This is a genomic window from Delftia sp. S65 (assembly GCF_016516495.1).
GTDB classification, from domain to species: Bacteria; Pseudomonadota; Gammaproteobacteria; order Burkholderiales; family Burkholderiaceae_C; genus Comamonas; species Comamonas acidovorans.
Map to the genome: position 1 here is coordinate 1 of NZ_JACVUR010000013.1, position 19585 is coordinate 19585.

The 19585-nt window shown below is 66.1% G+C and carries 21 protein-coding genes; 14 read left to right on the forward strand and 7 right to left on the reverse strand.

The features are described 5' to 3' along the window. The 5 genes from IAE24_RS13305 to IAE24_RS13325 form a co-directional block, all read left to right on the forward strand. Nucleotides 1–412 (forward strand): TOBE domain-containing protein (locus tag IAE24_RS13305; protein ID WP_200016374.1); only part of this gene is annotated, 412 nt, incomplete at its 5' end. Then, complete coding sequence (locus IAE24_RS13310) at nucleotides 409–1944, forward strand: GMC family oxidoreductase (protein ID WP_199960991.1); 1536 nt, start codon at nucleotides 409–411, stop codon at nucleotides 1942–1944. The genes IAE24_RS13305 and IAE24_RS13310, both read left to right, overlap by 4 nt. Then, entirely contained in the window at nucleotides 1941–2726 is a 786-nt protein-coding gene (locus IAE24_RS13315) for a 3-ketoacyl-ACP reductase (RefSeq protein WP_199960992.1), read from the forward strand. The genes IAE24_RS13310 and IAE24_RS13315 overlap by 4 nt, the downstream gene beginning before the upstream one ends. Before the next feature lie 11 nt (nucleotides 2727–2737). Continuing rightward, the gene (locus IAE24_RS13320; RefSeq protein ID WP_199960993.1) at nucleotides 2738–4351 is read left to right on the forward strand and encodes a GMC family oxidoreductase; all 1614 of its coding nucleotides are present in this window, start codon (nucleotides 2738–2740) and stop codon (nucleotides 4349–4351) included. A gap of 13 nt (nucleotides 4352–4364) precedes the next feature. After that, nucleotides 4365–5546 carry a dihydrodipicolinate synthase family protein gene (locus IAE24_RS13325; protein WP_199960994.1) on the forward strand — a complete coding sequence of 394 codons (1182 nt, stop codon included), beginning with the start codon at nucleotides 4365–4367 and terminating at the stop codon, nucleotides 5544–5546. Between the two features lie 77 nt (nucleotides 5547–5623). Here IAE24_RS13325 and argC read toward each other — a convergent pair whose 3' ends face one another. Continuing rightward, on the reverse strand, nucleotides 5624–6592 hold the full coding sequence (gene argC / locus IAE24_RS13330; protein WP_199960995.1) for an N-acetyl-gamma-glutamyl-phosphate reductase: 969 nt from the start codon (nucleotides 6590–6592) through the stop codon (nucleotides 5624–5626). Nucleotides 6593–6711: 119 nt separating this feature from the next. On the opposite strand from argC, the gene IAE24_RS13335 reads away from it, so the two are divergent. After that, on the forward strand, nucleotides 6712–7596 hold the full coding sequence (locus IAE24_RS13335; protein WP_199960996.1) for a LysR family transcriptional regulator: 885 nt from the start codon (nucleotides 6712–6714) through the stop codon (nucleotides 7594–7596). 53 nt (nucleotides 7597–7649) lie between these two features. On the opposite strand, the gene IAE24_RS13340 is transcribed toward IAE24_RS13335, so the two are convergent. Next, nucleotides 7650–8609 carry a LysR family transcriptional regulator gene (locus IAE24_RS13340; protein WP_199960997.1) on the reverse strand — a complete coding sequence of 320 codons (960 nt, stop codon included), beginning with the start codon at nucleotides 8607–8609 and terminating at the stop codon, nucleotides 7650–7652. Between the two features lie 125 nt (nucleotides 8610–8734). Here IAE24_RS13340 and IAE24_RS13345 point away from each other — a divergent pair, with 125 nt between their 5' ends. The 7 genes from IAE24_RS13345 (at nucleotide 8735) to IAE24_RS13375 (ending at nucleotide 16439) form a co-directional block, all read left to right on the forward strand. Next, nucleotides 8735–9586 (forward strand): aldo/keto reductase, encoded by an 852-nt coding sequence (locus IAE24_RS13345; protein ID WP_099733383.1) that lies wholly within the window; start codon nucleotides 8735–8737, stop codon nucleotides 9584–9586. Nucleotides 9587–9595: 9 nt separating this feature from the next. Further along, a complete protein-coding gene (locus tag IAE24_RS13350; protein ID WP_199960998.1) occupies nucleotides 9596–11026 on the forward strand; it encodes an MFS transporter in 1431 nt (476 codons plus the stop codon). Then, the gene (locus IAE24_RS13355; RefSeq protein WP_199960999.1) at nucleotides 11023–12240 is read left to right on the forward strand and encodes a (R)-mandelonitrile lyase; all 1218 of its coding nucleotides are present in this window, start codon (nucleotides 11023–11025) and stop codon (nucleotides 12238–12240) included. The genes IAE24_RS13350 and IAE24_RS13355 overlap by 4 nt, the downstream gene beginning before the upstream one ends. Nucleotides 12241–12242: 2 nt before the next feature. Then, complete coding sequence (locus IAE24_RS13360) at nucleotides 12243–13394, forward strand: alpha/beta hydrolase (protein ID WP_233626234.1); 1152 nt, start codon at nucleotides 12243–12245, stop codon at nucleotides 13392–13394. After that, nucleotides 13375–14475, forward strand: a complete 1101-nt coding sequence (locus IAE24_RS13365; protein WP_199961000.1) for an alpha/beta hydrolase — start codon at nucleotides 13375–13377, stop codon at nucleotides 14473–14475. Before IAE24_RS13360 ends, IAE24_RS13365 begins: the two co-directional genes overlap by 20 nt. 345 nt (nucleotides 14476–14820) lie before the next feature. Then, complete coding sequence (locus IAE24_RS13370) at nucleotides 14821–15747, forward strand: NAD-dependent epimerase/dehydratase family protein (RefSeq protein ID WP_199961001.1); 927 nt, start codon at nucleotides 14821–14823, stop codon at nucleotides 15745–15747. Continuing rightward, on the forward strand, nucleotides 15744–16439 hold the full coding sequence (locus tag IAE24_RS13375; protein ID WP_199961002.1) for a type 1 glutamine amidotransferase domain-containing protein: 696 nt from the start codon (nucleotides 15744–15746) through the stop codon (nucleotides 16437–16439). Before IAE24_RS13370 ends, IAE24_RS13375 begins: the two co-directional genes overlap by 4 nt. A 25-nt stretch (nucleotides 16440–16464) precedes the next feature. Here the strand turns inward: IAE24_RS13375 and IAE24_RS13380 are convergent, their stop codons facing one another. The 4 genes from IAE24_RS13380 to IAE24_RS13395 form a co-directional block, all read right to left on the reverse strand. After that, nucleotides 16465–16959, reverse strand: coding sequence for a MerR family transcriptional regulator (locus tag IAE24_RS13380; protein WP_063325578.1), 495 nt, complete (start codon nucleotides 16957–16959; stop codon nucleotides 16465–16467). A 149-nt stretch (nucleotides 16960–17108) separates the two neighbouring features. Then, nucleotides 17109–17339, reverse strand: coding sequence for a hypothetical protein (locus IAE24_RS13385; RefSeq protein ID WP_088164439.1), 231 nt, complete (start codon nucleotides 17337–17339; stop codon nucleotides 17109–17111). Nucleotides 17340–17350: 11 nt separating this feature from the next. After that, nucleotides 17351–17758: a VOC family protein gene (locus IAE24_RS13390; protein WP_199961003.1), complete on the reverse strand. Its 408-nt coding sequence runs from the start codon at nucleotides 17756–17758 to the stop codon at nucleotides 17351–17353. Next, nucleotides 17755–18246 (reverse strand): helix-turn-helix domain-containing protein, encoded by a 492-nt coding sequence (locus IAE24_RS13395; protein WP_199961004.1) that lies wholly within the window; start codon nucleotides 18244–18246, stop codon nucleotides 17755–17757. Before IAE24_RS13395 ends, IAE24_RS13390 begins: the two co-directional genes overlap by 4 nt. A 136-nt stretch (nucleotides 18247–18382) precedes the next feature. Between IAE24_RS13395 and IAE24_RS13400 the strand changes: the two genes are divergently transcribed. After that, the gene (locus tag IAE24_RS13400; protein WP_012206106.1) at nucleotides 18383–18874 is read left to right on the forward strand and encodes a hypothetical protein; all 492 of its coding nucleotides are present in this window, start codon (nucleotides 18383–18385) and stop codon (nucleotides 18872–18874) included. Nucleotides 18875–18960: 86 nt separating this feature from the next. On the opposite strand, the gene IAE24_RS13405 is transcribed toward IAE24_RS13400, so the two are convergent. Further along, complete coding sequence (locus IAE24_RS13405) at nucleotides 18961–19569, reverse strand: DUF4337 domain-containing protein (protein WP_012206105.1); 609 nt, start codon at nucleotides 19567–19569, stop codon at nucleotides 18961–18963. Between the last annotated feature and the right edge of the window lie 16 nt (nucleotides 19570–19585).

Here is a 19585-nt window from a genome sequence, read left to right on the forward strand (position 1 = left end):
GTCCCGGCGATTTACCCTGGGGCGGGCGGGGGGGGGTTGGGGGGGGGGTGAGGGGCAGGGCGGTCCCTTCCTCGATATCGGCGGCCAGTCCCTGCCCCTGCCGCAGCCGCTGGCCACCGCGCTGAAGGGCCATGCGGGCCGCGAAGTCATTGCCGGCATACGCGCCGAGGCTGTGGGCCTGATGTCCGAAGGCGTGCCGGCCGCCTCCGGCCAGGGCCTGGCCGAGGCCCGCGTCGAACTGCTGGAGCCCACCGGATCGGACACGCTGGCCCTGCTGAAGCTCGGTGGCCATGCGTTCACCGCGCGGCTGCCGCCCGATGCGCCGTTGCGCGCCGGGGACAGGGCACGCCTGCTGATCGACCTGTCTCGGCTGGTCTGCTTCGATGCCGCCACCCAGGCGCTGATCGCATGACCGCCATGGCGCACAACGGGCTGGACTGCGATGTGCTCATCATCGGCTCGGGCGTGGGCGGCTCGGCCGTGGCCCTGCAACTGGCGGACAGCGGTGCGAGCGTATGGGTGCTGGAGCGCGGCCCGGTGCTGCCGCGCGAGGCGCAGAACTGGGACATCGAGGCCGTCTTCGCCGAAAGGCGCTACCAGACCGACGAGGTCTGGTACGCCAGCGAGCGGGCGTTTCGGCCCGGCATGTTCTATTTCGTGGGCGGGCACACCAAGTTCTACGGCACGGCCATGCTGCGCTTTCGGCAGCGCGATTTCGAGGCGGTGGAGCATGAGGAGGGTATCTCGCCCGCCTGGCCGCTGCGCTATGCCGATCTCGAACCCTGGTATGCCCTGGCCGAGCAGCTGTTCGGCGTGCGCGGCCAGGGCGGCGCCGACCCCACGGAGCCGCCGCGCAGCACGGCCTATGCCCATCCCCCGGTGCCGCACGAGCCGCTGCTTTCGCGCATCGAGCAGCGCTTGCGTGCCCAGGGCCTGCGGCCGTTTCCCATGCCCTGCGCCATCGACCTGGGACCGGGCGGGCACTGCCGGCGCTGCGCCAATTGCGACGCCGTGCCCTGCATGGTGGGGGCCAAGGGCGATGCCGAAACCTGCCTGCTGCGGCCTGCGCTGGCGTACCGCAATGTGCGGCTGCACACCGGCGTGCACGTTCAGCGCCTGCTCACCGATGCGGGCGGGCGGCGCGTCGTCGCGGCGGAGGTGGTGGACCGCGGCGTGGCGCGCCGCATCACTGCGGGGCTGTTCGTGCTCAGTGCCGGCGCCATCAACTCGGCGGCCCTGCTGCTGCGCTCGGCCAATGCGCGGCATCCGCGTGGCCTGGCCAATGGCAGCGACGTGGTGGGCCGCCACTACATGACGCACAACACCACGGCCCTGATGGCATGGCACCCGTTCAGGCGCAACCGCACGCGCTTTCCCAAGACGCTGGCGCTGCACGACTTCTATTTTGGCGACGGCGCGGGCGGCCCGCCGCTGGGCAGCCTGCAACTGCTGGGAAAGATCCGCGAGCCCATGCTGCGTGCCGCCCTGCCGGGCACCCCGAGGTGGCTACGCAGCGCGCTGGCCGAGCGCAGTGTGGACTGGTACGCGCAAAGCGAGGACCTGCCCCACCCCAGCAGCCGCGTCACGCTGCGCGCGGACGGAGCCATCGACCTGCACTGGCACCGCACCAACCTGCGCGCCCACCAGCGTTGGGTGGCGCGCTGCGCCCAGATACTGCGCGGCACCGGCTACCCGCTGGTGCTGTCGCGCGGCTTCGGCACCGAGGTGGTGTCGCACCAGTGCGGAACGGTGCGCCTTGGGAGTGATCCGGCCACCTCGGCGCTGGACCCGCAGTGCAAGGCCTGGGAGCTGGACAACCTGTATGTGGTCGATGCGGGATTCTTCCCGTCCTCGGCCGCAGTCAACCCCGCGCTGACCGTGGCGGCCCAGGCCCTGCGCGTGGGCAGTCACCTGCGTCACCACCTTCAGGAGCTGCTGCCATGAATCCGCAATCGACGGCACGGCGCCCCGTGGCCCTGGTCACCGGCGGCAGCCAGGGCATAGGCGCCGCCATGGCGCTGCAACTGGCGCACGACGGCTTTGACGTGGCCATCACCACGCTGCAGGACGACGGCGCCAGTGACGGCGCCAGCGTCGCGCAGATCCAGGCCTGCGGCGCGCGTGCGCTGCGTGTGCGCGGCGACCTGGCCGACGTGCACGACCACGCTCGTGTGCTCGATGCGGTCTGCGCCTGGGGCGGTGTGCCGTCCTGCCTGGTCAACAACGCAGGCATGGGCTCGCCGCGCCGCGGCGATCTGCTGGACATCCGCGCCGAGGACTTCGACCGGGTGATGGCCACCAACCTGCGCGGCAGCTTCTTTTTCACGCAGGCCGTGGCGCAGCGCATGTTGGCTGCACCTTCGGGCGCTGCGCGGTCCATCGTCACCGTGTCCTCGGTCAGCGGCGAGATGGCGTCGGTGGAGCGCGGCGAGTATTGCCTGTCCAAGGCCGGCCTGGGCATGCTGACGCGCCTGTTCGCGCTGCGCCTGGCGGCGCACGGCATTGGCGTGTTCGAGCTGCGCCCCGGCATCGTCCGCACGGCCATGACGGCGGGTGCTGCCGATCGGTACGACGGCCTGATCGCTGCGGGCCTTGTGCCCATGGGCCGCTGGGGCCGGCCCGAGGACGTGGCGCAGGCCGCCAGCGCGCTGGCAAGCGGCAGGCTGGCGTTTGCGACGGGGTCGGTGCTGCATGTGGATGGCGCGCTCTCCATCGCGCGGCTGTGAGGAGGATGACCATGGACAGCTATGACTACATCATCACGGGCGCGGGCTCGGCGGGCTGCGTGCTGGCCAACCGGCTGAGCGCCGACCCCTCGGTGCGCGTGCTGCTGCTGGAGGCCGGGGGCTGGGACTCGCATCTTCTGTACCACTGGCCTGCGGGCTTTGCGCGCATGACCCGGGGCCGGGGCTCCTGGGGATGGCAGACCGTGCCGCAGCGGCATCTGAACCAGCGCGTGCTGCGCTACACGCAGGCCAAGGTCATCGGTGGCGGCTCGACCATCAACGCCCAGCTGTACACGCGCGGCGTGCCGGCAGACTATGACGACTGGGAGCGCCTGGGCGGCGCCACGGGCTGGTCCTGGCGCGACGTGCTGCCGTACTTCAAGCGGTCGGAGAACAACCAGCGCTTCGCCAACGAGTACCACGGCTACGGCGGCCCGCTGGGCGTGTCCTGCCCCGTCAGCCCGCTGCCCATCTGCGAGGCCTTCTTCCAGGCCGGCCAGGAAATGGGCATGCCCTTCAACCCCGACTTCAACGGCGCCGCGCAGCAGGGCCTGGGCTACTACCAGCTCACGCAGTGGAATGCGCGCCGTGCGTCGGCGGCCACCGGCTTCATCGATCCGGTGCGCATGCGCCGCCCCAATCTGACCATCCAGCTGCAGACCCAGGCGCTGCGCGTGCTGGTGCAGGGCCGGCGCGCGGTTGGCGTGGAGGCGGTCTCGGGCACCAGCCGCACGCCTTTCAGCGTGCACGCCAGCCGCGAAGTCATCGTCTGCTCGGGCGCCATAGGCTCGCCCAGGCTGCTGATGCACTCCGGCATAGGCCCTGCCGACCATCTGCGCAGCGTGGGGCTGGCGCCTGTGCATGACCTCCCTGGTGTCGGCTCCAACCTGCAGGACCACCTGGACCTGTTCGTGATCGCCGAATGCACGGGCGACCACACCTACGACAAATACCAGCGCCCCTGGCACGCGGCCTGGGCGGGCCTGCAGTACCTGCTGCTCAAGAAAGGGCCGGCCGCCTCCAGCCTCTTCGAGACCGGGGGCTTCTGGTATGCCGACCCCGATGCGCTCGCGCGCTCGCCCGACATCCAGTTCCATCTGGGGCTGGGCTCGGGCATAGAAGCCGGAATGACCGGGCTGGAGAACGCGGGCGTGACGCTGAACACGGCCTACCTGCGCCCCCGCTCGCGTGGCACGGTCCGGCTCGCGGATGCAGACCCGGCGTCGGCGCCCTTGATCGATCCCAACTACTGGGCAGACCCGCATGACCGGGCCATGTCCATCAAGGGCCTGCGCCTCGCGCGCAAGCTGCTGGGCCAGCCAGCGCTGCAGCGCTACGTGCACGGCGAGGTATTGCCGGGCGGACATCGGGGCAGCGATGCCGAGCTGTCTGACTACGCCTGCGCCCATGCCAAGACCGACCACCATCCCGTGGGCACCTGCCGCATGGGCCCCGAGCACGACCCGTACAGCGTGGTGACGCCGCAACTGCAGCTCATCGGCATGGAGGGGCTGCGGGTGGCCGATGCGTCCGTGATGCCCTTCATCCCCTCGTGCAACACCAACGCTCCCACCATCATGGTGGCCGAGAAGGCTGCCGACCACATCCTCGGCCGACTGGCTTGAGGCAGGAGACCCCATGCAGATCCTCCTTCCCCGAAGCGACGGCCGTCTCGTGCCACTGGCCATGAAGGCCAATCCCATCGCTCCCGCGGGCCCGGCCCCTGCCTTCAACCGCAGCGTCTACGCAGCGGCCCATGTGGTGATCGACCCGTTGGCCGCCACGCATCCCTGGGATGGCCCGCCTGCCATCGATTGGGAGGCGACGCTGGCCTTCCGCGAGCATCTGTACCGCCTGGGCTTCAAGGTCGCCGAAGCCATGGACACGGCCCAGCGCGGCATGGGCCTGGACTGGCCATCGGCACGCGAACTCATCCAGCGCAGCGCGCGCCATGCGCGGGCAGTGGGCGGCCAGCTGGCCTGCGGCGCGGGCACCGACCAGCTGGCGGCGCAACCCGGGGTCACGCTGGCACAGGTCGAGGGGGCCTACCGCGAGCAGATGGACGTGGTGCAGGCCGAAGGCTGCCCCGTGGTCCTCATGGCCAGCCGCGCCCTGGTCCAGGCCGCGCGCGGCCCGCAGGACTATCTGCAACTCTATGACCGGCTGCTGGACGCTGCCGACCAGCCCGTGGTGCTGCACTGGCTGGGCGAGATGTTCGACCCTGCGCTGCGCGGCTACTGGGGCAGTACGGACCTGGCGCAGGCCCTTGATACCGTCGCCGCGCTGATCGCAGCGAAGGCGCCCAAGGTCGAAGGCATCAAGGTATCGCTGCTCGATGCGCAATGGGAGAGGGCGCTGCGCCGCAGGCTGCCTGCGGGCGTGAAGATGTACACGGGTGACGATTTCCACTACGCCGAACTCATGGCCGGCGATGGGACGGCAGCCGGTGAGGGCGGCCACTCCCACGGCCTGCTGGGCATCTTCGACCCCATCGCCCCGGTGGCGGCCGTGGCGCTGGCCGAACTGGCCCAGGGCCGCAGCGGACGCTTCCGGGAACTGCTGGATCCCACGGTGGCGCTGTCGCGCGAGATTTTTTGCACGCCCACGCGGCATTACAAGGCAGGCATCGTGTTCCTGGCCTGGCTCAATGGCCACCAGAAGCACTTCTCCATGGCCGGCGGAATGCAGTCTGCACGCGGGGCCGTGCACTTTGCCAAGGTGTTCGAGCTGGCCGATGCCTGCGGTGCGCTGGCCGACCCGGAGCGGGCCAGCGCGCGCATGAAAAGCTATCTGTCGGTGGCCTGTGGCGTCGAGGCTTGAAGCAGGATTGCCCGGATCTTGCCCGTCGTCCCCAGGCCGGCAGCTCACACCGCACTCACTCCACGCTCACACCAGGCTCACACCACGCTCAGGGATTCATCGCATCCTGGCTGCAGCATCGGCTGCAGCCCGAGCATCAGATCAAGGTTCTGCACCGCCGCGCCGGCGGCGCCCTTGCCCAGGTTGTCGAACACGGCGGTCAGCAGCACCTGCTGCTCCTGCGGCTGTCCGAACACCGCGAGCCGCATCCGGTTGCTGCCATTGAGCGCGCGCGGGTCGAGCCGCTGCGCATCGGCGTCCTCCTCCAGGGGGTGCAGCTCGATGCAGGGCTGGCCCTGGTACCGCGCCTGCAGCGCAGCGTGCAGGCTGCGGGCGGTCACACCGGCGGGCAGCAGCCGCAGATGCAGGGCGATGGTCAGCACGATGCCTTGCCGGTAGTGGCCATAGGCCGGCACGAACACCGGCGCATGGGCCAGGCCGGCATGCTGCTGGATCTCGGGCACGTGCTTGTGGTGCAGCCCCAGGCCGTAGACCTGCAGGGGCACGGCAGTGGCGGCGGCAGCGCCCTCATGGTCCAGCAGTCCTGCGCGGCCCCGTCCCGAGTAGCCCGATACCGCGTGAATGGCCAGCGGGTAGTCGGGGGGCAGCAGGCCCGCGTCGATCAAGGGCCTGAGCAGTGCCAGCGCACCTGTCGGATAGCAGCCGGGATTGCTGACGCGCCGGGCATGGGCGATGCGTTCAGTCTGGCCTGCCTCCAGTTCCGGCAGGCCATAGACCCAGCCCGGCGCGGTGCGATGCGCAGAACTCGCATCGATCACGCGCACGCCGGGCCGGCGCACCAGCGCCACGGCCTCGCGCGCAGCCTCGTCCGGCAGGCACAGCAAGGCGATGTCGCAGTCATTGAGCGCCTCGGCACGGTGCGCCGTGCTTTTGCGCTGGTCGGCTGGCAGCTGCAGCAGGCGCAGGTCGGTCCGATCCGCCAGCCATTCGCGCACCTGCAGGCCGGTGGTGCCTTGGTCGCCATCGATGAAAACAAGAGAGGTCATGGGTTGCTCCGATTGGGTGTGGAGCGCATGGTGCAGCGCCTGCCGCATGCAGGCCAGTTGAATCTGACAAACTACGGATTCATGATTCCTGAATTGCTGGCAACCTGGGACACCGCACCATGCGCGAAATCAATCTGGACCGTCTGCGCACCCTGCTGACGGTGGCCGACCTGGGCTCGTTCGCTGCCGCCGCGAACGTGCTGCACCTGGCGCCGCCCACGGTGACGCTGCATGTGGCGCAGCTCGAAGAGCGTCTGGGCACACGTCTATTGCACCGCGCACCGGCCGGCGTCACCGCCACATCGGCGGGCAGCCTGCTGATAGACAAGGCGCGCCAGCTCCTGGCCGAGGCCGACGATCTCCTGCAGACCGTACAGCGCCAGATCGCCACGCGCGGGGGCCGCGTGCGCCTGGGCGCCTCCACCGGCGCACTCGCGCACCTCTTGCCCCAGGCGCTGGAAACCCTGGCCGCCCGGCATCCCGAGATCGATGTGCAAGTGGCGGTGATGACCAGCGAGGAAGCCCTGGCGCGCCTGGCTGCCGGCAGCCTGGACATCGGCATCGTCGCTCTGCCGCAGCCCGTGCTGCGCGGGCTGCAGGTGCAGGCCTGGCGCCAGGACCCCGTGCTGGCCTTCATCCCGGCCGCCTGGAAGCCTCCGCGACACATCACGCCCGCCTGGCTTGCGGCCCGCCCCCTGATCGCCAACGACCGTGGCACCCGGCTGTCGCGCCAGACCGCCGAATGGTTTGCCGCAGGCGGCGCCCGGCCGCAGGCACGCATCGAGTTGAACTACAACGACGCAATGAAGAGCCTGGTGGCAGCGGGCTACGGCGCCGCGCTGCTGCCCCATGAGGCCGGCGCACCGCAGCCTGACCCCCGCATCACCACGCGACCCCTGCGGCCAGCACTGTCAAGGGCGTTGGGCATCGCGCATCGCAAACGGCCGGATGACGACGCGACGACGGTGACGATTGAGGTTTTGATGGGGATGCGGGGGCGTTGAAGGGGGAGGGGCGCCGTGCGTTCGGGGCCATGGCTGATGTTGCTTGCGCCGCATCAAGCGCGGCCTGGTCGCCCGACTTTGCCCAGGAGCTCGCTCGGGTTGAGTACGTACTCCGGGCTGTCCACCAGACGTTGAACGGCCAAATCGATGAATGCACGGGCTCGTACTGGCTGGGACGACCTGCTTCCGAAGTAGACGAAGTAGCTGGCGTAGTCCGGCATGTGGTCCACGAGGATCGGGATCAGCTTGCCGGAGCGGATAAACGGTGCCGCGGTGACGCCCGCGAGCTGGGCCAGCACCTTGCCGGCCAGGACGGCTTGCAGCTCAAACAGCTCGTCGTTGCTGCAGATCGTCGGGGCGACTGGCTGGTCGGCGGCCTGGCCGTCGATCTTCACCCGCCACGGCAGCACTTTCCCCGTGCTCGGATGCCGATAGGCGCTGCAGCGGTGTGTGGCCAGGTCAGCCAACGACTCGGGCACACCGTGCTTCGCGAAGTAAGAAGGTGCGCCGCAGATGGGCAACTGAACCGGGAACAGTCGCCGTGCAATCACGCCCTCATGGGGCGACGGGCCGAGGCGAAAGCCCACGTCCACGCGATCCTCCACCCAGTTGCCGATACGGTCGTCCAGCAGGACGTCGGGCTGGATCCCTGGATGCAAATCGCAAAACTCGTCGACCAGGCGCCAGAGAATCGGCTGGAACGTGGTGCGAGGTCCCGTGATGCGCAGCGGGCCCGCAAATTCATCCCGTGCCGACTTGGCGGACTGCAGCGCTCTGTGCATTCCCGTCACGGCCGGCCGCACGTCTTCGAACAGCCGCTGTCCTGCATCGGTCAGCGACATCACACGCGTTGTCCGATGGAACAGGCGCACGTCCAGATGGGCTTCCAGCTGGGCCAATGCCTTGCTTGCCGCCTGGGGGCTGATGCCAAGGTCTGCTGCAGCTTTGCGCAGGCTGCCAAGTTCCGCTGCCTTGATAAAGGTCGTGATGGATCGAAGCTCGTTGATCGCCATGAATGGCCTCCTCGCGGCTTTCATTGTCATTGAATTGATGCTAATTCAACAACTCAAATGGATCTATTCAGATGCCAGTCCCTTGCCTAAAGTTCGTGCCATCGAACTTCTACAAGGCAAAGCTCATGCAACACGTCGTTCTGAACAACGGTCTTCACATGCCCATGGTCGGGTATGGCGTCTTCCAGATCGCCGATGCCAATGAGTGCCAGCGCAGCGTCGTCGATGCCATCGAAACCGGCTACCGGCTGATCGACACCGCAGCCTCCTACATGAACGAAGAAGCGGTCGGCAAGGGATTGCGCTCCAGTGGCGTGCCGCGTGACCAGCTCTTCGTCACCAGCAAGCTCTGGGTGCAGGAGGCCGGCTACGAGCGTACGCAGCAAGCCATCGACAAGTCCCTGCGTCGGCTGCAGCTCAGCTACCTCGACCTGTACCTGATTCACCAGCCCTTCGGCGACGTCCACGGTTCGTGGCGCGCGATGGAGGACGCCTACCGCGCGGGCAAGCTGCGCGCCATCGGCGTCAGCAACTTCCAACCGGACCGCCTGATGGACATCAAGGCGTTCAACGAGATCGCACCGGCGGTCAACCAAGTCGAAGTGAATCCCTTCCAGCAGCAGTTGGAAGCCGTGCCGTTCATGAGAGAGATGGGTGTGCAGGCCGAGGCCTGGGCTCCGTTTGCCGAAGGCCGCAACGGCCTCTTCCAGAACGAAGTGCTGCTCGGCATCGCCCGGCACTACGGCAAGTCGGTCGGCCAGGTGGTGCTGCGCTGGCTGGTACAGCGCGGGATCGTCGCGCTCGCCAAGTCCGTCCGCAAGGAGCGCATGGCAGAGAACATCGCCATCTTCGACTTCGCACTCAGCGACGCCCACATGGCAAGCATCGCCACGCTCGACACCAACACGAGCAGCTTCTTCTCTCACCGCGACCCGGCCATCGTCAAGTGGATGTCCGAGCGCAGGCTGGACATCTGAGTGACCGCGATGAACGCCGCGCAATCCTGCCCCATCCGCAACGAGAACAAGGTCCTGGCCATCATCGTTGCCAGCTACCTGATGATCGTCGTGGACATCTCCATCGTCATCACGGGTCTGCCCCGCATCCAGGCAAGCCTGGGCTTCACTTCGGCGCAACTGTCCTGGGTGACCAATGCCTACACGCTGGCTTTCGGTGGCTTGCTGCTCCTGGGTGCCCGCGCTGGCGACATCCTGGGCCGCCGGCGGATGTTCATCCTGGGGCTGGCGCTGTTCACACTCGCCTCCGTCTCCATCGGCCTGGCGCCTTGCGCAAGCTGGTTGCTGGTCTCCCGCGCAATTCAAGGTGTAGGCGCCGCCGTCCTTGCGCCGTCCACGCTCGCACTGCTGTCCACGCATTTCGCGGAGGGGCCAGGCCGCACCCGGGCGCTCTCGCTGGACGCGGCCGCTGCCGGTGTCGGCGCAACCCTGGGCCTGGTCCTGGGCGGCCTGTTCGCTGATTTGGTGTCCTGGCGCGCAGGCTTTTTCATCAACCTGCCGATAGGGTTGCTGTTGATCGTCGCTGCGCGTGGCCACATTGCCGAGACCCAGAAGCAGGAAGGCCAGTTCGACGTGGGCGGCGCCATCAGCTCGACCATAGGGATGACGGCGCTGGTCTACGGCCTGGTTCGAGCAGCCGAAGCTGGCTGGCACGATGGCCTCGCACAGGGGGCCCTGGTCGGCGGCATGCTGATGATCCTGCTCTTCATCGGCATTGAGCGCCGGGTCCGGCAACCCATCCTGCCGATGCGCCTGTTCACCAGCCCGCAGCGAGCTGGTGCGTACATCACTCGCATGCTCTTCCTGGGCGGCGCCGTCGGCTTCTGGTTCTTCTGTACGCAGTTCCTGCAGGGCGTGCTGCATCTGCGGCCCATGCAAGCCGGCATTGCCTTCCTGCCCGTGACGCTGCCCAACTTTGCCTCGGCCATGGCCGTGCCCGGGCTGGCTCGCCGCTTCGGCAACGAGACGCTGCTTCTCGCCGGCCTGCTGCTCGGGGTGGTGGGCCTCGCCTGGTTGGGTCAAGCGCATGCGCTATCGAGCTATTGGACCGGCATCGCCCCGCCCATGGTCCTGATCGGACTGGGCCAGGGCTTGTTGCTGGCACCGCTGACCGCGGCCGGTGTGGCGGGAGTGGCGCGTGAGGACGCCGGTGCTGCCTCCGGCCTGGTCAACGTGGCTCACCAGTTGGGGGGAGCACTGGGGCTTGGGCTGCTGGTTCTTGTCTTCGCCAGCGCTGGTTCGTCCATCGAGCAACAAGACAGTGCTGCCCTCGCGCATCGCATTGCTGCCGTCATGGACGTGGCCGCTGTGTTGCTCGGCCTGGCGCTGATCGTCTCGTGGTTCTTTATCGTCAAGCCGCACCGCCGCCAGCAGGCGAAACAACAGGAGGCGCTCTCGTGAAATCGCTGCTTTCAATGGCCCTGAGCGGTGCGGTGACCGCCGCTGCGGCGCAGTCTGCCGGTCCTGGCGCAATGCCGCCCGTCGTCGAAGTTCGCCCCGCGTCTGCGCAGCAGGTCACCGTTGGATCGGCCCAGACGTTCACCGGCGACGTCCGCATCAGCTCACCCTTTCAGGCGCTGCTCCCCGCAACGGCCGGTGGAGCGACCGTCACGTTCACGGCCCGTGCGCGGACGGCCTGGCATACCCATCCGCTCGGTCAGACGCTGATCGTCACCGAGGGACAGGGCCTTGTGCAACAACAAGGCCAGCCGGCGCTCATTATTCGCCCAGGCGACGTCGTGACCATCCCGCCCAACGTGCGCCACTGGCATGGCGCCGGGCCTTCAGGCTCCATGACCCACATCGCCATTGCCGAGAAAGAAAACGGCAGCTCCGTGGCCTGGCAGGACAAACTCTGCGAGCAGGACTACCAGGCCGCCGTGGTGAGCGCAGGCCTTTCCGCGATGGCCGGCCAGAGGGCACAGCAGCCGCAGAAGCCACAGAAGCCACAGCAGGTCGTGCAGCCTGCGTCCGATTCGCTGAGCCCCAGGCAACGCGCCATTGCGCTCATGGCCGCCTTCACGGCAATCAGTGACATGCCCCGGCTGGGCATGGCACTGAACCAGGGGCTGGACGCGGGCATGACAGTCAGCGAGGCCAAGGAGGTCCTGGTGCAGCTCTATGCCTACGCGGGCTTCCCCAGAAGTCTCAATGCGCTCGGCGAACTGCTCAAGGTCGTCGAGCTGCGCAAGCAGCGCGGCCTGCAGGACGCTCCGGGTCACGACCCCAGCCGAGCCGTGTCCACCGGCCGTGAGTTGGTGCTGGCCGGCCAGGCCAATCAGGCCAAGATTTCAGGTGGACCGGTCCAGGGCCCGGTGTTCGAGTTCGCGCCGATCATCAATCAGTTTCTGCAGGCGCACCTGTTTGGCGACATTTTCGAGCGCGACAACCTCGATTGGCGCAGCCGCGAGCTGGCCACGGTCGGAGCGCTGGCTGCGACACCGGGCGCAGAGAACCAGCTGCGGTCCCACATGCAAGCCAGCCTGCGCGTGGGTCTGACCGCATCGCAACTGCGGCAGCTGAGCCAAGCGCTGGCGCAAGAGGTCGGCCCCGAGGTGGCAGCCCGCGCCAATGACGCACTCGTGCAGGCCCTCGACGCTGCATCCAAAGGCTGATGATGAGCATCACCCGCATCTTCCGCGCAGGAGCACTTGTCTTGGCTGTATCGCTGGCAGGCTGCGCCTCTCGTTCGGACAGTTCGCCGAGGCCCCTGGTCATTCAGCGCCAGGGCAGCTTCGCGGTCGGTGGCGTTGTGAAGACGGTGCCCGGCGTCTACGACAACGACAAGCCGACAAGCGCAGGGCAAAGCTTCCACGGCGATCACCTCTACGCCTTCTATCAGGTCCCGCAGAATCCGAGGCCTTTGCCCATCGTGATGCTGCACGGCGCCTTCCAGTCGGCTCGGAGCTGGGAAACGACGTCGGATGGCCGCGAGGGCTTCCAGAACCTGTTCCTGCGCCGCGGCTTCCCGGTCTACCTTGTCGATCAGCCGCGCCGAGGCAGGGCCGGCAACAGCACCGTCGCCACGACGACCGAGCCGACGCCCTACGACCAACTGTTCTTCGACCAGTTCCGTTTTGGCAAGTGGCCGAGCTATTTCGACAACGTGCAGTTCGACCGCCAGCCGGAGACACTGAACCAGTTCCTGCGCTCGGTGACGCCGAACACCGGCGCCTATGACGCCAACGTGATCGCCGAGGCGATGGCTGCGCTCTTCACCAAGACAGGCCCGGCCATCCTCTTCACGCACTCGCAGGGCGGCGGACCTGGCTGGCTGACAGCCATCAAGAGCGCCAACGTCAAGGGCGTCGTGGCGTTCGAGCCGGGCAGCGGCTTCATCTTCCCGCCGGGGGAGCTGCCGGCCGCCATGCCCAGCGCTGCGGGAACCCTGGCGCCGGAGGCTGTATCGGCACAAGACTTCCAAAAGCTCACCCGCATCCCCATCGTCATTTACTACGGCGACAACTTCCCCACTGAGCCCACCACCGAGCGCGGCCAGGACAACTGGCGCGTCCGGCTCGCCATGGCTCGCCTTTGGGTGGACGCCGTCAACAGGCACGGCGGAGATGCGCAGCTCGTGCATCTGCCTGAGGTGGGCATACGCGGGAACACCCACTTCATCATGTCCGACCTGAACAACGTCCAGATCGCGGACCTGGTGTCTTCCTTCCTCACCAGGAAAAGGCTCGATGGACCCTTTCGCCTGGTTCGCAAGAACCGCACAGATGTCTCAGTAGATCGGACGACCCATGACCCACGTATCCATTGACACGAAGCGCCGCGAGTTCCTGGGCACTTCGGCCATCGCAATTTCTGCAGCAGCCCTCGGAGTTACAGCCATGGCCCTTCCCTCGCCGTCAACAGCGGCCGATTACAAGAAGAACCCCTTCACGCTCGTCTATGGCGACGCCATCACGCAGAACCTGCCTGGCAAGGTGAACATCCACCCGGTGAAGTACAAACTCGGCGGCTTGGACATCGTGGCCAATGTCTATACGCCGGCGAACTTCGACCCGGCAAGGAAGTACCCCGCTGTCGTCGTTGCACACCCCAACGGTGGTGTGAAAGAGCAGACCGCCGGTCTGTATGCCCAACGCTTGGCCGAGCACGGCTACGTGGCGATCACGGCCGATGCAGCCTATCAAGGCGGCAGCGGTGGCCTGCCCCGTTCAGTGGACACGCCGATGAACCGCATCGAGGACATTCATGGCATGGCGGACTTCATCACCACCTACGCGGGCGTCGACGCGGATCGTCTCGGCCTCCTCGGCATCTGCGGTGGCGGCGGCTATTCGCTGGCAGCGGCGAAGACGGACAAGCGCTTCAAGTCCGTCGCAACGCTGAGCATGTTCAACTCCGGCAGGGTCCGCCGCAACGGTTTCGCAGACTCGCAACTATCCACGATCCAGCAGCGCCTGAAGCAGGCCTCGGATGCCCGTGCTCAGCAGGTGGCCGGTGGCAAGATCCTCTACTCGGGCGACGCGGACATGACGGACGAGCAGATCGCAGCGCTGCCGTTCGAGATGTACCGACAGGGCTATGAGTACTACTGGCGCACGCATGCCCATCCCGGCTCGACCTTCAAGTACACGACGAGCAGCCTGCTGGACCTGATGCGCTGGGACGCCACTGACCAGATCGAACTGATCGAGCAACCCTTGTTGATGATTGCCGGCAGCAAGGCGGACAGCCTCTACATGACCGAGGAGGCGTTCGCCAAGGCCAGCGGTGCCAAGGACAAGGAGCTGTTCAAGATCCAGGGCGCAACCCACATTGAAACCTATTGGGTCCCTGAATACGTTGAGGCCGTGGTGGCCAAGCTGGTCCCGTTCTACGGGAAGAACATTTGACAGGGCGGGGTGAAACACTCCGAGGCAACACGGGCGTGTGAAGGCGGCTGAGTCCAATGACAGTGAACGCCAATGCAGCCTGGCGACTGCTGGAGGTCCGCTATCGCGGCTCATGCACAGGCGCCCGAACCGGACCTTCACCAGGTGCACCAAAGCAGGTCGCAGTGTCCAGGCCCCAGGCTCCCCGGCAGGATGGAGATGCCTGGGTTTTGCAGACAGCCAGCGAGCCGGCGGGTTTGTCTTTGACCTGGTATCAGGGATCTGTAGTTTGCCGCTTGACCTTCAACTCAAGTTGAAGCTTAAGCTCCATATCCTCTCATCACACAAGATGCTGCAAGGATCGATATGCAAACCATTTTGGGCGCCAATGGCCAGATCGCTGTGGAGCTGGCGCGCGAGCTCCAGCGCAACTACACGCAGAACCTGCGCCTGGTCAGCCGCAAGCCGCGCAAGGTGAACGATACGGACGAGCTGGTGTCTGCCGACCTGATGAATTCCGCGCAAACCCTGGAGGCCGTGCGTGGCAGCGAGGTCGTGTACTTCACCGCTGGCCTGCCACCAGACACCGAGTTATGGGAGCGGCAATTTCCTGCCATGCTGCGCAACGCACTTGATGCCACGCGGGCAGCGGGGGCCAAATTTGTCTACTTCGACAACACCTACATGTACCCGCAAAGCGCGCAGCGGCAGACCGAGGAAACCGCCTTTGCCCCGGTGGGCCGCAAGGGGCGCGTGCGCGCCTTGATGGCCGAGATGGTGCTGGCCGAGATGCAGCGTGGCGGTATCCCCGTCGCCATTGCCCGCGCGCCAGAGTTCTACGGCCCCGGCAAAACCCAAAGCATCACCAACACCCTGGTGATCGGCCCGCTCAAGGCGGGCCAGAAGGCCAAAGTGCCGGTCCGTGACGACAAGCTGCGCACCCTGATCTGGACGCCCGATGCAAGCCGCGCCATGGCAGCCATTGGCAATGCGCAAGATGCGTATGGCCAGACCTGGCATCTGCCCTGCTGGGATGAGCGGCTGACCTATCAGGCCTTTGTGAACCTGGCGGCTGCAACCTTTGGGGTTGAGCCGCGCTACAAGGTACTGAGCCACCTGGCCATGGTGGTTGCTGGCTGGGTCTCCAAGCCCGTGCGCGAACTGCGTGAACTGCTGCCACGCTACGCACACGACAATGTGTTTGATTCGTCCAAGTTCAAGCGCCGTTTTCCCGACTTTGCTGTCACCAGCTACGCACAGGGCCTCAAGCAAATCGCGCAGGAGTCTTCATGAGTACGCCACGTGTCTTGCATGTCGTCACCAATGTCGCCCATTACGACGACCCTGCGCACGCCACAGGGCTGTGGCTGTCGGAGCTGACCCATGCATGGGATGTGTTTGCTGCGCAAGGGTACCCGCAGCAACTGGTGAGCCCGCTGGGTGGCGCCGTACCGCTGGAGCCGCGCGCACTCCAATGGCCGCTCTTCGATGCTTCGGCCAAAGCCTGGCTCGATGATCCCGCGCGCATGGCCGTGCTGGCGAACACTGCGGCACCTGCCGATATCGATGCGAACGATTTCGATGCCATCTACTTCACGGGAGGGCATGCGGTGATGTGGGATTTTCCCGATAGTGCGGGGCTGCAGCGCATCACACGCAGCATCTGGGAGCGAAGTGGCATCGTTGCATCGGTTTGCCACGGCTACTGCGGCCTGCTCAATACGCAGCTCAGCGACGGCTCTTTGCTGGTCGCAGGCAAACGGGTCACGGGTTTTTCATGGACGGAAGAAATCCTGGCCGGAGTGGCCCGGTCCATGCCCTACAACGCGGAGCAGGAAATGAAGATGCGCGGTGCGCGCTATCAAAAAGCCTTGCTGCCTTTTATCTCGTATGTGGTGGCCGATGGCCGCCTCATCACCGGGCAAAACCCGGGGTCGGCCAAAGCGACTGCAAAACAGGTGGTGCAGGCTCTGGCAAGGCGCTAGGGCCGCGTGCCAAACTGGCGCAGGCCTATGCCGCGCTTGCCCGCTTCTTGTGTCCTGTGCGCATGAGCTTGCCCATTTTTTCTTCGGCCGCTGCTTCAGAGGCCAGGGATTCGGATTGCTGGGCCAGTACATGTGAGAGCACGCGGCGTGCGTTGTCGTGGCAATCCATGTTGTCTGGCCGCGCTTCAATATCGGTCAACAAAGCCTGCAACTGCTTTTTGCTGGTTTGCAGCTTTTTCTCCATGGCCTTGATATCGGCAATTTTTTGGCGCAGCGCGCCCACGACGGCCTCATGGTCCCAGCCTTGCAGGCCGGGCGGCAAGAGTGCACGAATTTCATCCAGGCTGAAGCCCACGCCCTGCGCCATCGCAATCAGCTCCAGCATCTGCACCATCTCAGGCGGATAGCTGCGGTAGCCATTCAAGCCACGCTCAGCCGCTTGCAGCAGGCCGCTTTGCTCATAAAAACGAATGCGTGATGTGGACAGGCCTGTGCGTTTGCTCAGTTCACCAATGTTCATGCGCAACCTTCGGCAAGGGGTCCTTGACCTTCAACAAGACTTGAAGCTTATCGTACTCGCAAGCCCTTCGCTCCAGCGGCAATTTGCGGCGAGCGCGACGTGCCCTTGTCGAAGAATGCGTGCTGGCGGCCATTCAAGGGCCAAGACACCTACCTCGCATCGCCTGGCTTCCTTGTTCCACTGCGTCGCATGCAGACGTACGGCAGCACGAAGAGGTACAGACCGCTCAACAGCAAGAGAAAGAGCGGGGGCAGCGGTGAGTAGCTGACCCAGGAGGGAGGTTCCCCCTGCGCCCGGACAATGAAGTTGGCGAGGACGGTGACCGTGAAGGCGACGGACAGCCAGCGGTGGATCTGCCGGATCCGGTGGTTCCAGTTCAAGGCGGCCTCCCTTAGCGGCGCGCCTGGATCATCTTCCACCCGTTCCCCGACGGATCGCGGAAGCCTGCGTCCACGGTGCCGTACCGTGCCACGGGTTCCTGCGTGAATTCCACCCCGCTTGCGAGCATTCGGTCGTAGGCCGCGCGGCAGTCATCCACGGTCAGTACGAGGGGCGGCATGGCGCCTTTGGCCACAATCGCGCGCACTGCCTGCGCCGTTGCTGCGTCGAGCACGGGCGGGCCGGGTGTGAACAGGCCGAGCTGGAACGACGGCTGTTCCGGGTGCTGCACCGTGAGCCAGCGATAGTCGCCGTTTGCCACGTCCGTGTGGACGCGGAACCCGAGTTTGTCGACATAGAACGCGAGTCCTTCGTCTTGATCGCGCACATACAAACCAACCACTTCAACGCCTTGAATCATGGGATCTCCTGTTGTTCGGGTTCGTTTGTATCGCTTGTTGCCCGGCGTCGCTTCTCCGAAACTGCGGTCGTGAGGTCGGGGCGGTGCGCGGCGCTGACGATGCAGGCGGGCACGCGGCCCAGCTCGCGCATCGTCGCCCGGGCGCGCACCCGGACTGCGCTGGGACTGTCGCCTGTGATATCGCGGAAGGTGCGCCCGAAGGTGCCCAGGCTTGCCCAGCCTGTATCAAAGGCGATGTCGGTAATGGCCAGATCGGTTTCGCGCAGCAGCGTCATTGCCCGCTCGATGCGCCGCGTGAGCAAGTACCGGTGCGGCGGACTGCCGAAGGCCTGCTTGAACGACCGGGCGAAGTGCGCTTCGGACACGCCACTGACCTGCGCCAGTCGCCAGACAGGCCAGGCCTCGTGCGATGCGGCGTCAATGCTGTCCTTCGCGCGCAGCAGCCGGCGCAACAGTTCAGGATCCTGGTGTGCAAGGTCGTTGTTCATGCCGTCTCCGGTGCCATCGGGAAGCATTTTCGTCTCTTGGGAGTCCACGGTTTGGGAATAGACCCCTGCGCGCGAACTGTATGGATGGACAGTAGAATTTCGGGCTCGATAGTTTCCACAAGGGAAGGGTCTGGACATGTCCGCAGAACTCGAACAAGAAGTCGTCTCAATCTTCGAAGACCGCCTTTGGCATCACAACGGCTGGGAGGCCCGCGTCATCAAGAATGAAGACGACGATGGCTGGGCCGTTGCCATGACCCAGGACGGCCAGGTGGAGCCAAGCCTGGTCGGCCCGTGGACCATGGGCCGCGACAAGAAAAATCCCAAGCCGCTGGACGTTTCCGCCTTCAACACGCTGGTGAAGACGGCGCACGAGGTGATGCGCCGGCATGAGCAGCATCTGGCAGCGCAGTTGCACAAGGATGTGCAGATCGTGGTGGGCGGGTCACGCGTGACCGTCTCTCTGGATATCGAGCCCGATGAGGACAATCCCAGCGCCACGCTCACCGCCACTGCCGCCGACGGCAGCGAGCTGGCCAAGGTGGGAGTCAGGCCGGACCATCAGCTCACCCGGACGTCTGCGCAAGCCTGGGCAGAGGCAGGCTACCCCCGTCCCAGCGAAGACTGAGCCGCGGGCAAGGCCGGGGAATCAGGGGGCTGTTTCACAGCTGCCTTCCAAGGCGGATATGCGGCTTTGCGGCTTTGCCACACGCTCTAGATGTGCAGCATGGCCAGCCCGCCCACGCCAAGGCCTAGCGCTGCCACGCCGAGCATGGCGTATTCCAGCCATTTCTTCTTGGTCAGCAGCGCGATGGCTGCAAGGGCAATGGCGACCTGCAGCGCGGTGGTGGCCTGCGCCCAGCGGTGATGCAGGTGCATCTGCATCTCTGACTTCTCGTCCCATTGCCGGGCCTCGGCTTCCAGGCGGTCGGCATCGCGCTTGATGTCGTCCTTTTCCTTTTCGTAGCGCTCCACCTTGGCCTGGTAGGCGGCCCGCCTGTCCTCCGTGGTCGCCAGATCACGCGCGAACTCGGACAGCGATTGCTTGGTGCTCTTGGCCTGGAAGAAGGCCCACTGGTTGGCCGCTTCGGTCTTCTTGATGGCTGCGTCGTTCTTGTACAGCCCGGCATTGGCCTGGGTGGCGCCGCCCATGTACGCGAAGATGGCGCCCACCGTGGCGATGACTGCCGTGCACATGGCGATCTGGTTGGTCAGGCTGCCGCCGCCGATGCCGTGGTGGGCGGTTTGGCCATGCTCGCCCTGGGCAGCATGTTCGAGTTCGTGATCGTGTGGGCCGTGGACGTGAAAGCCGCCGGAAGACATAGGTGCCAATTCCTTG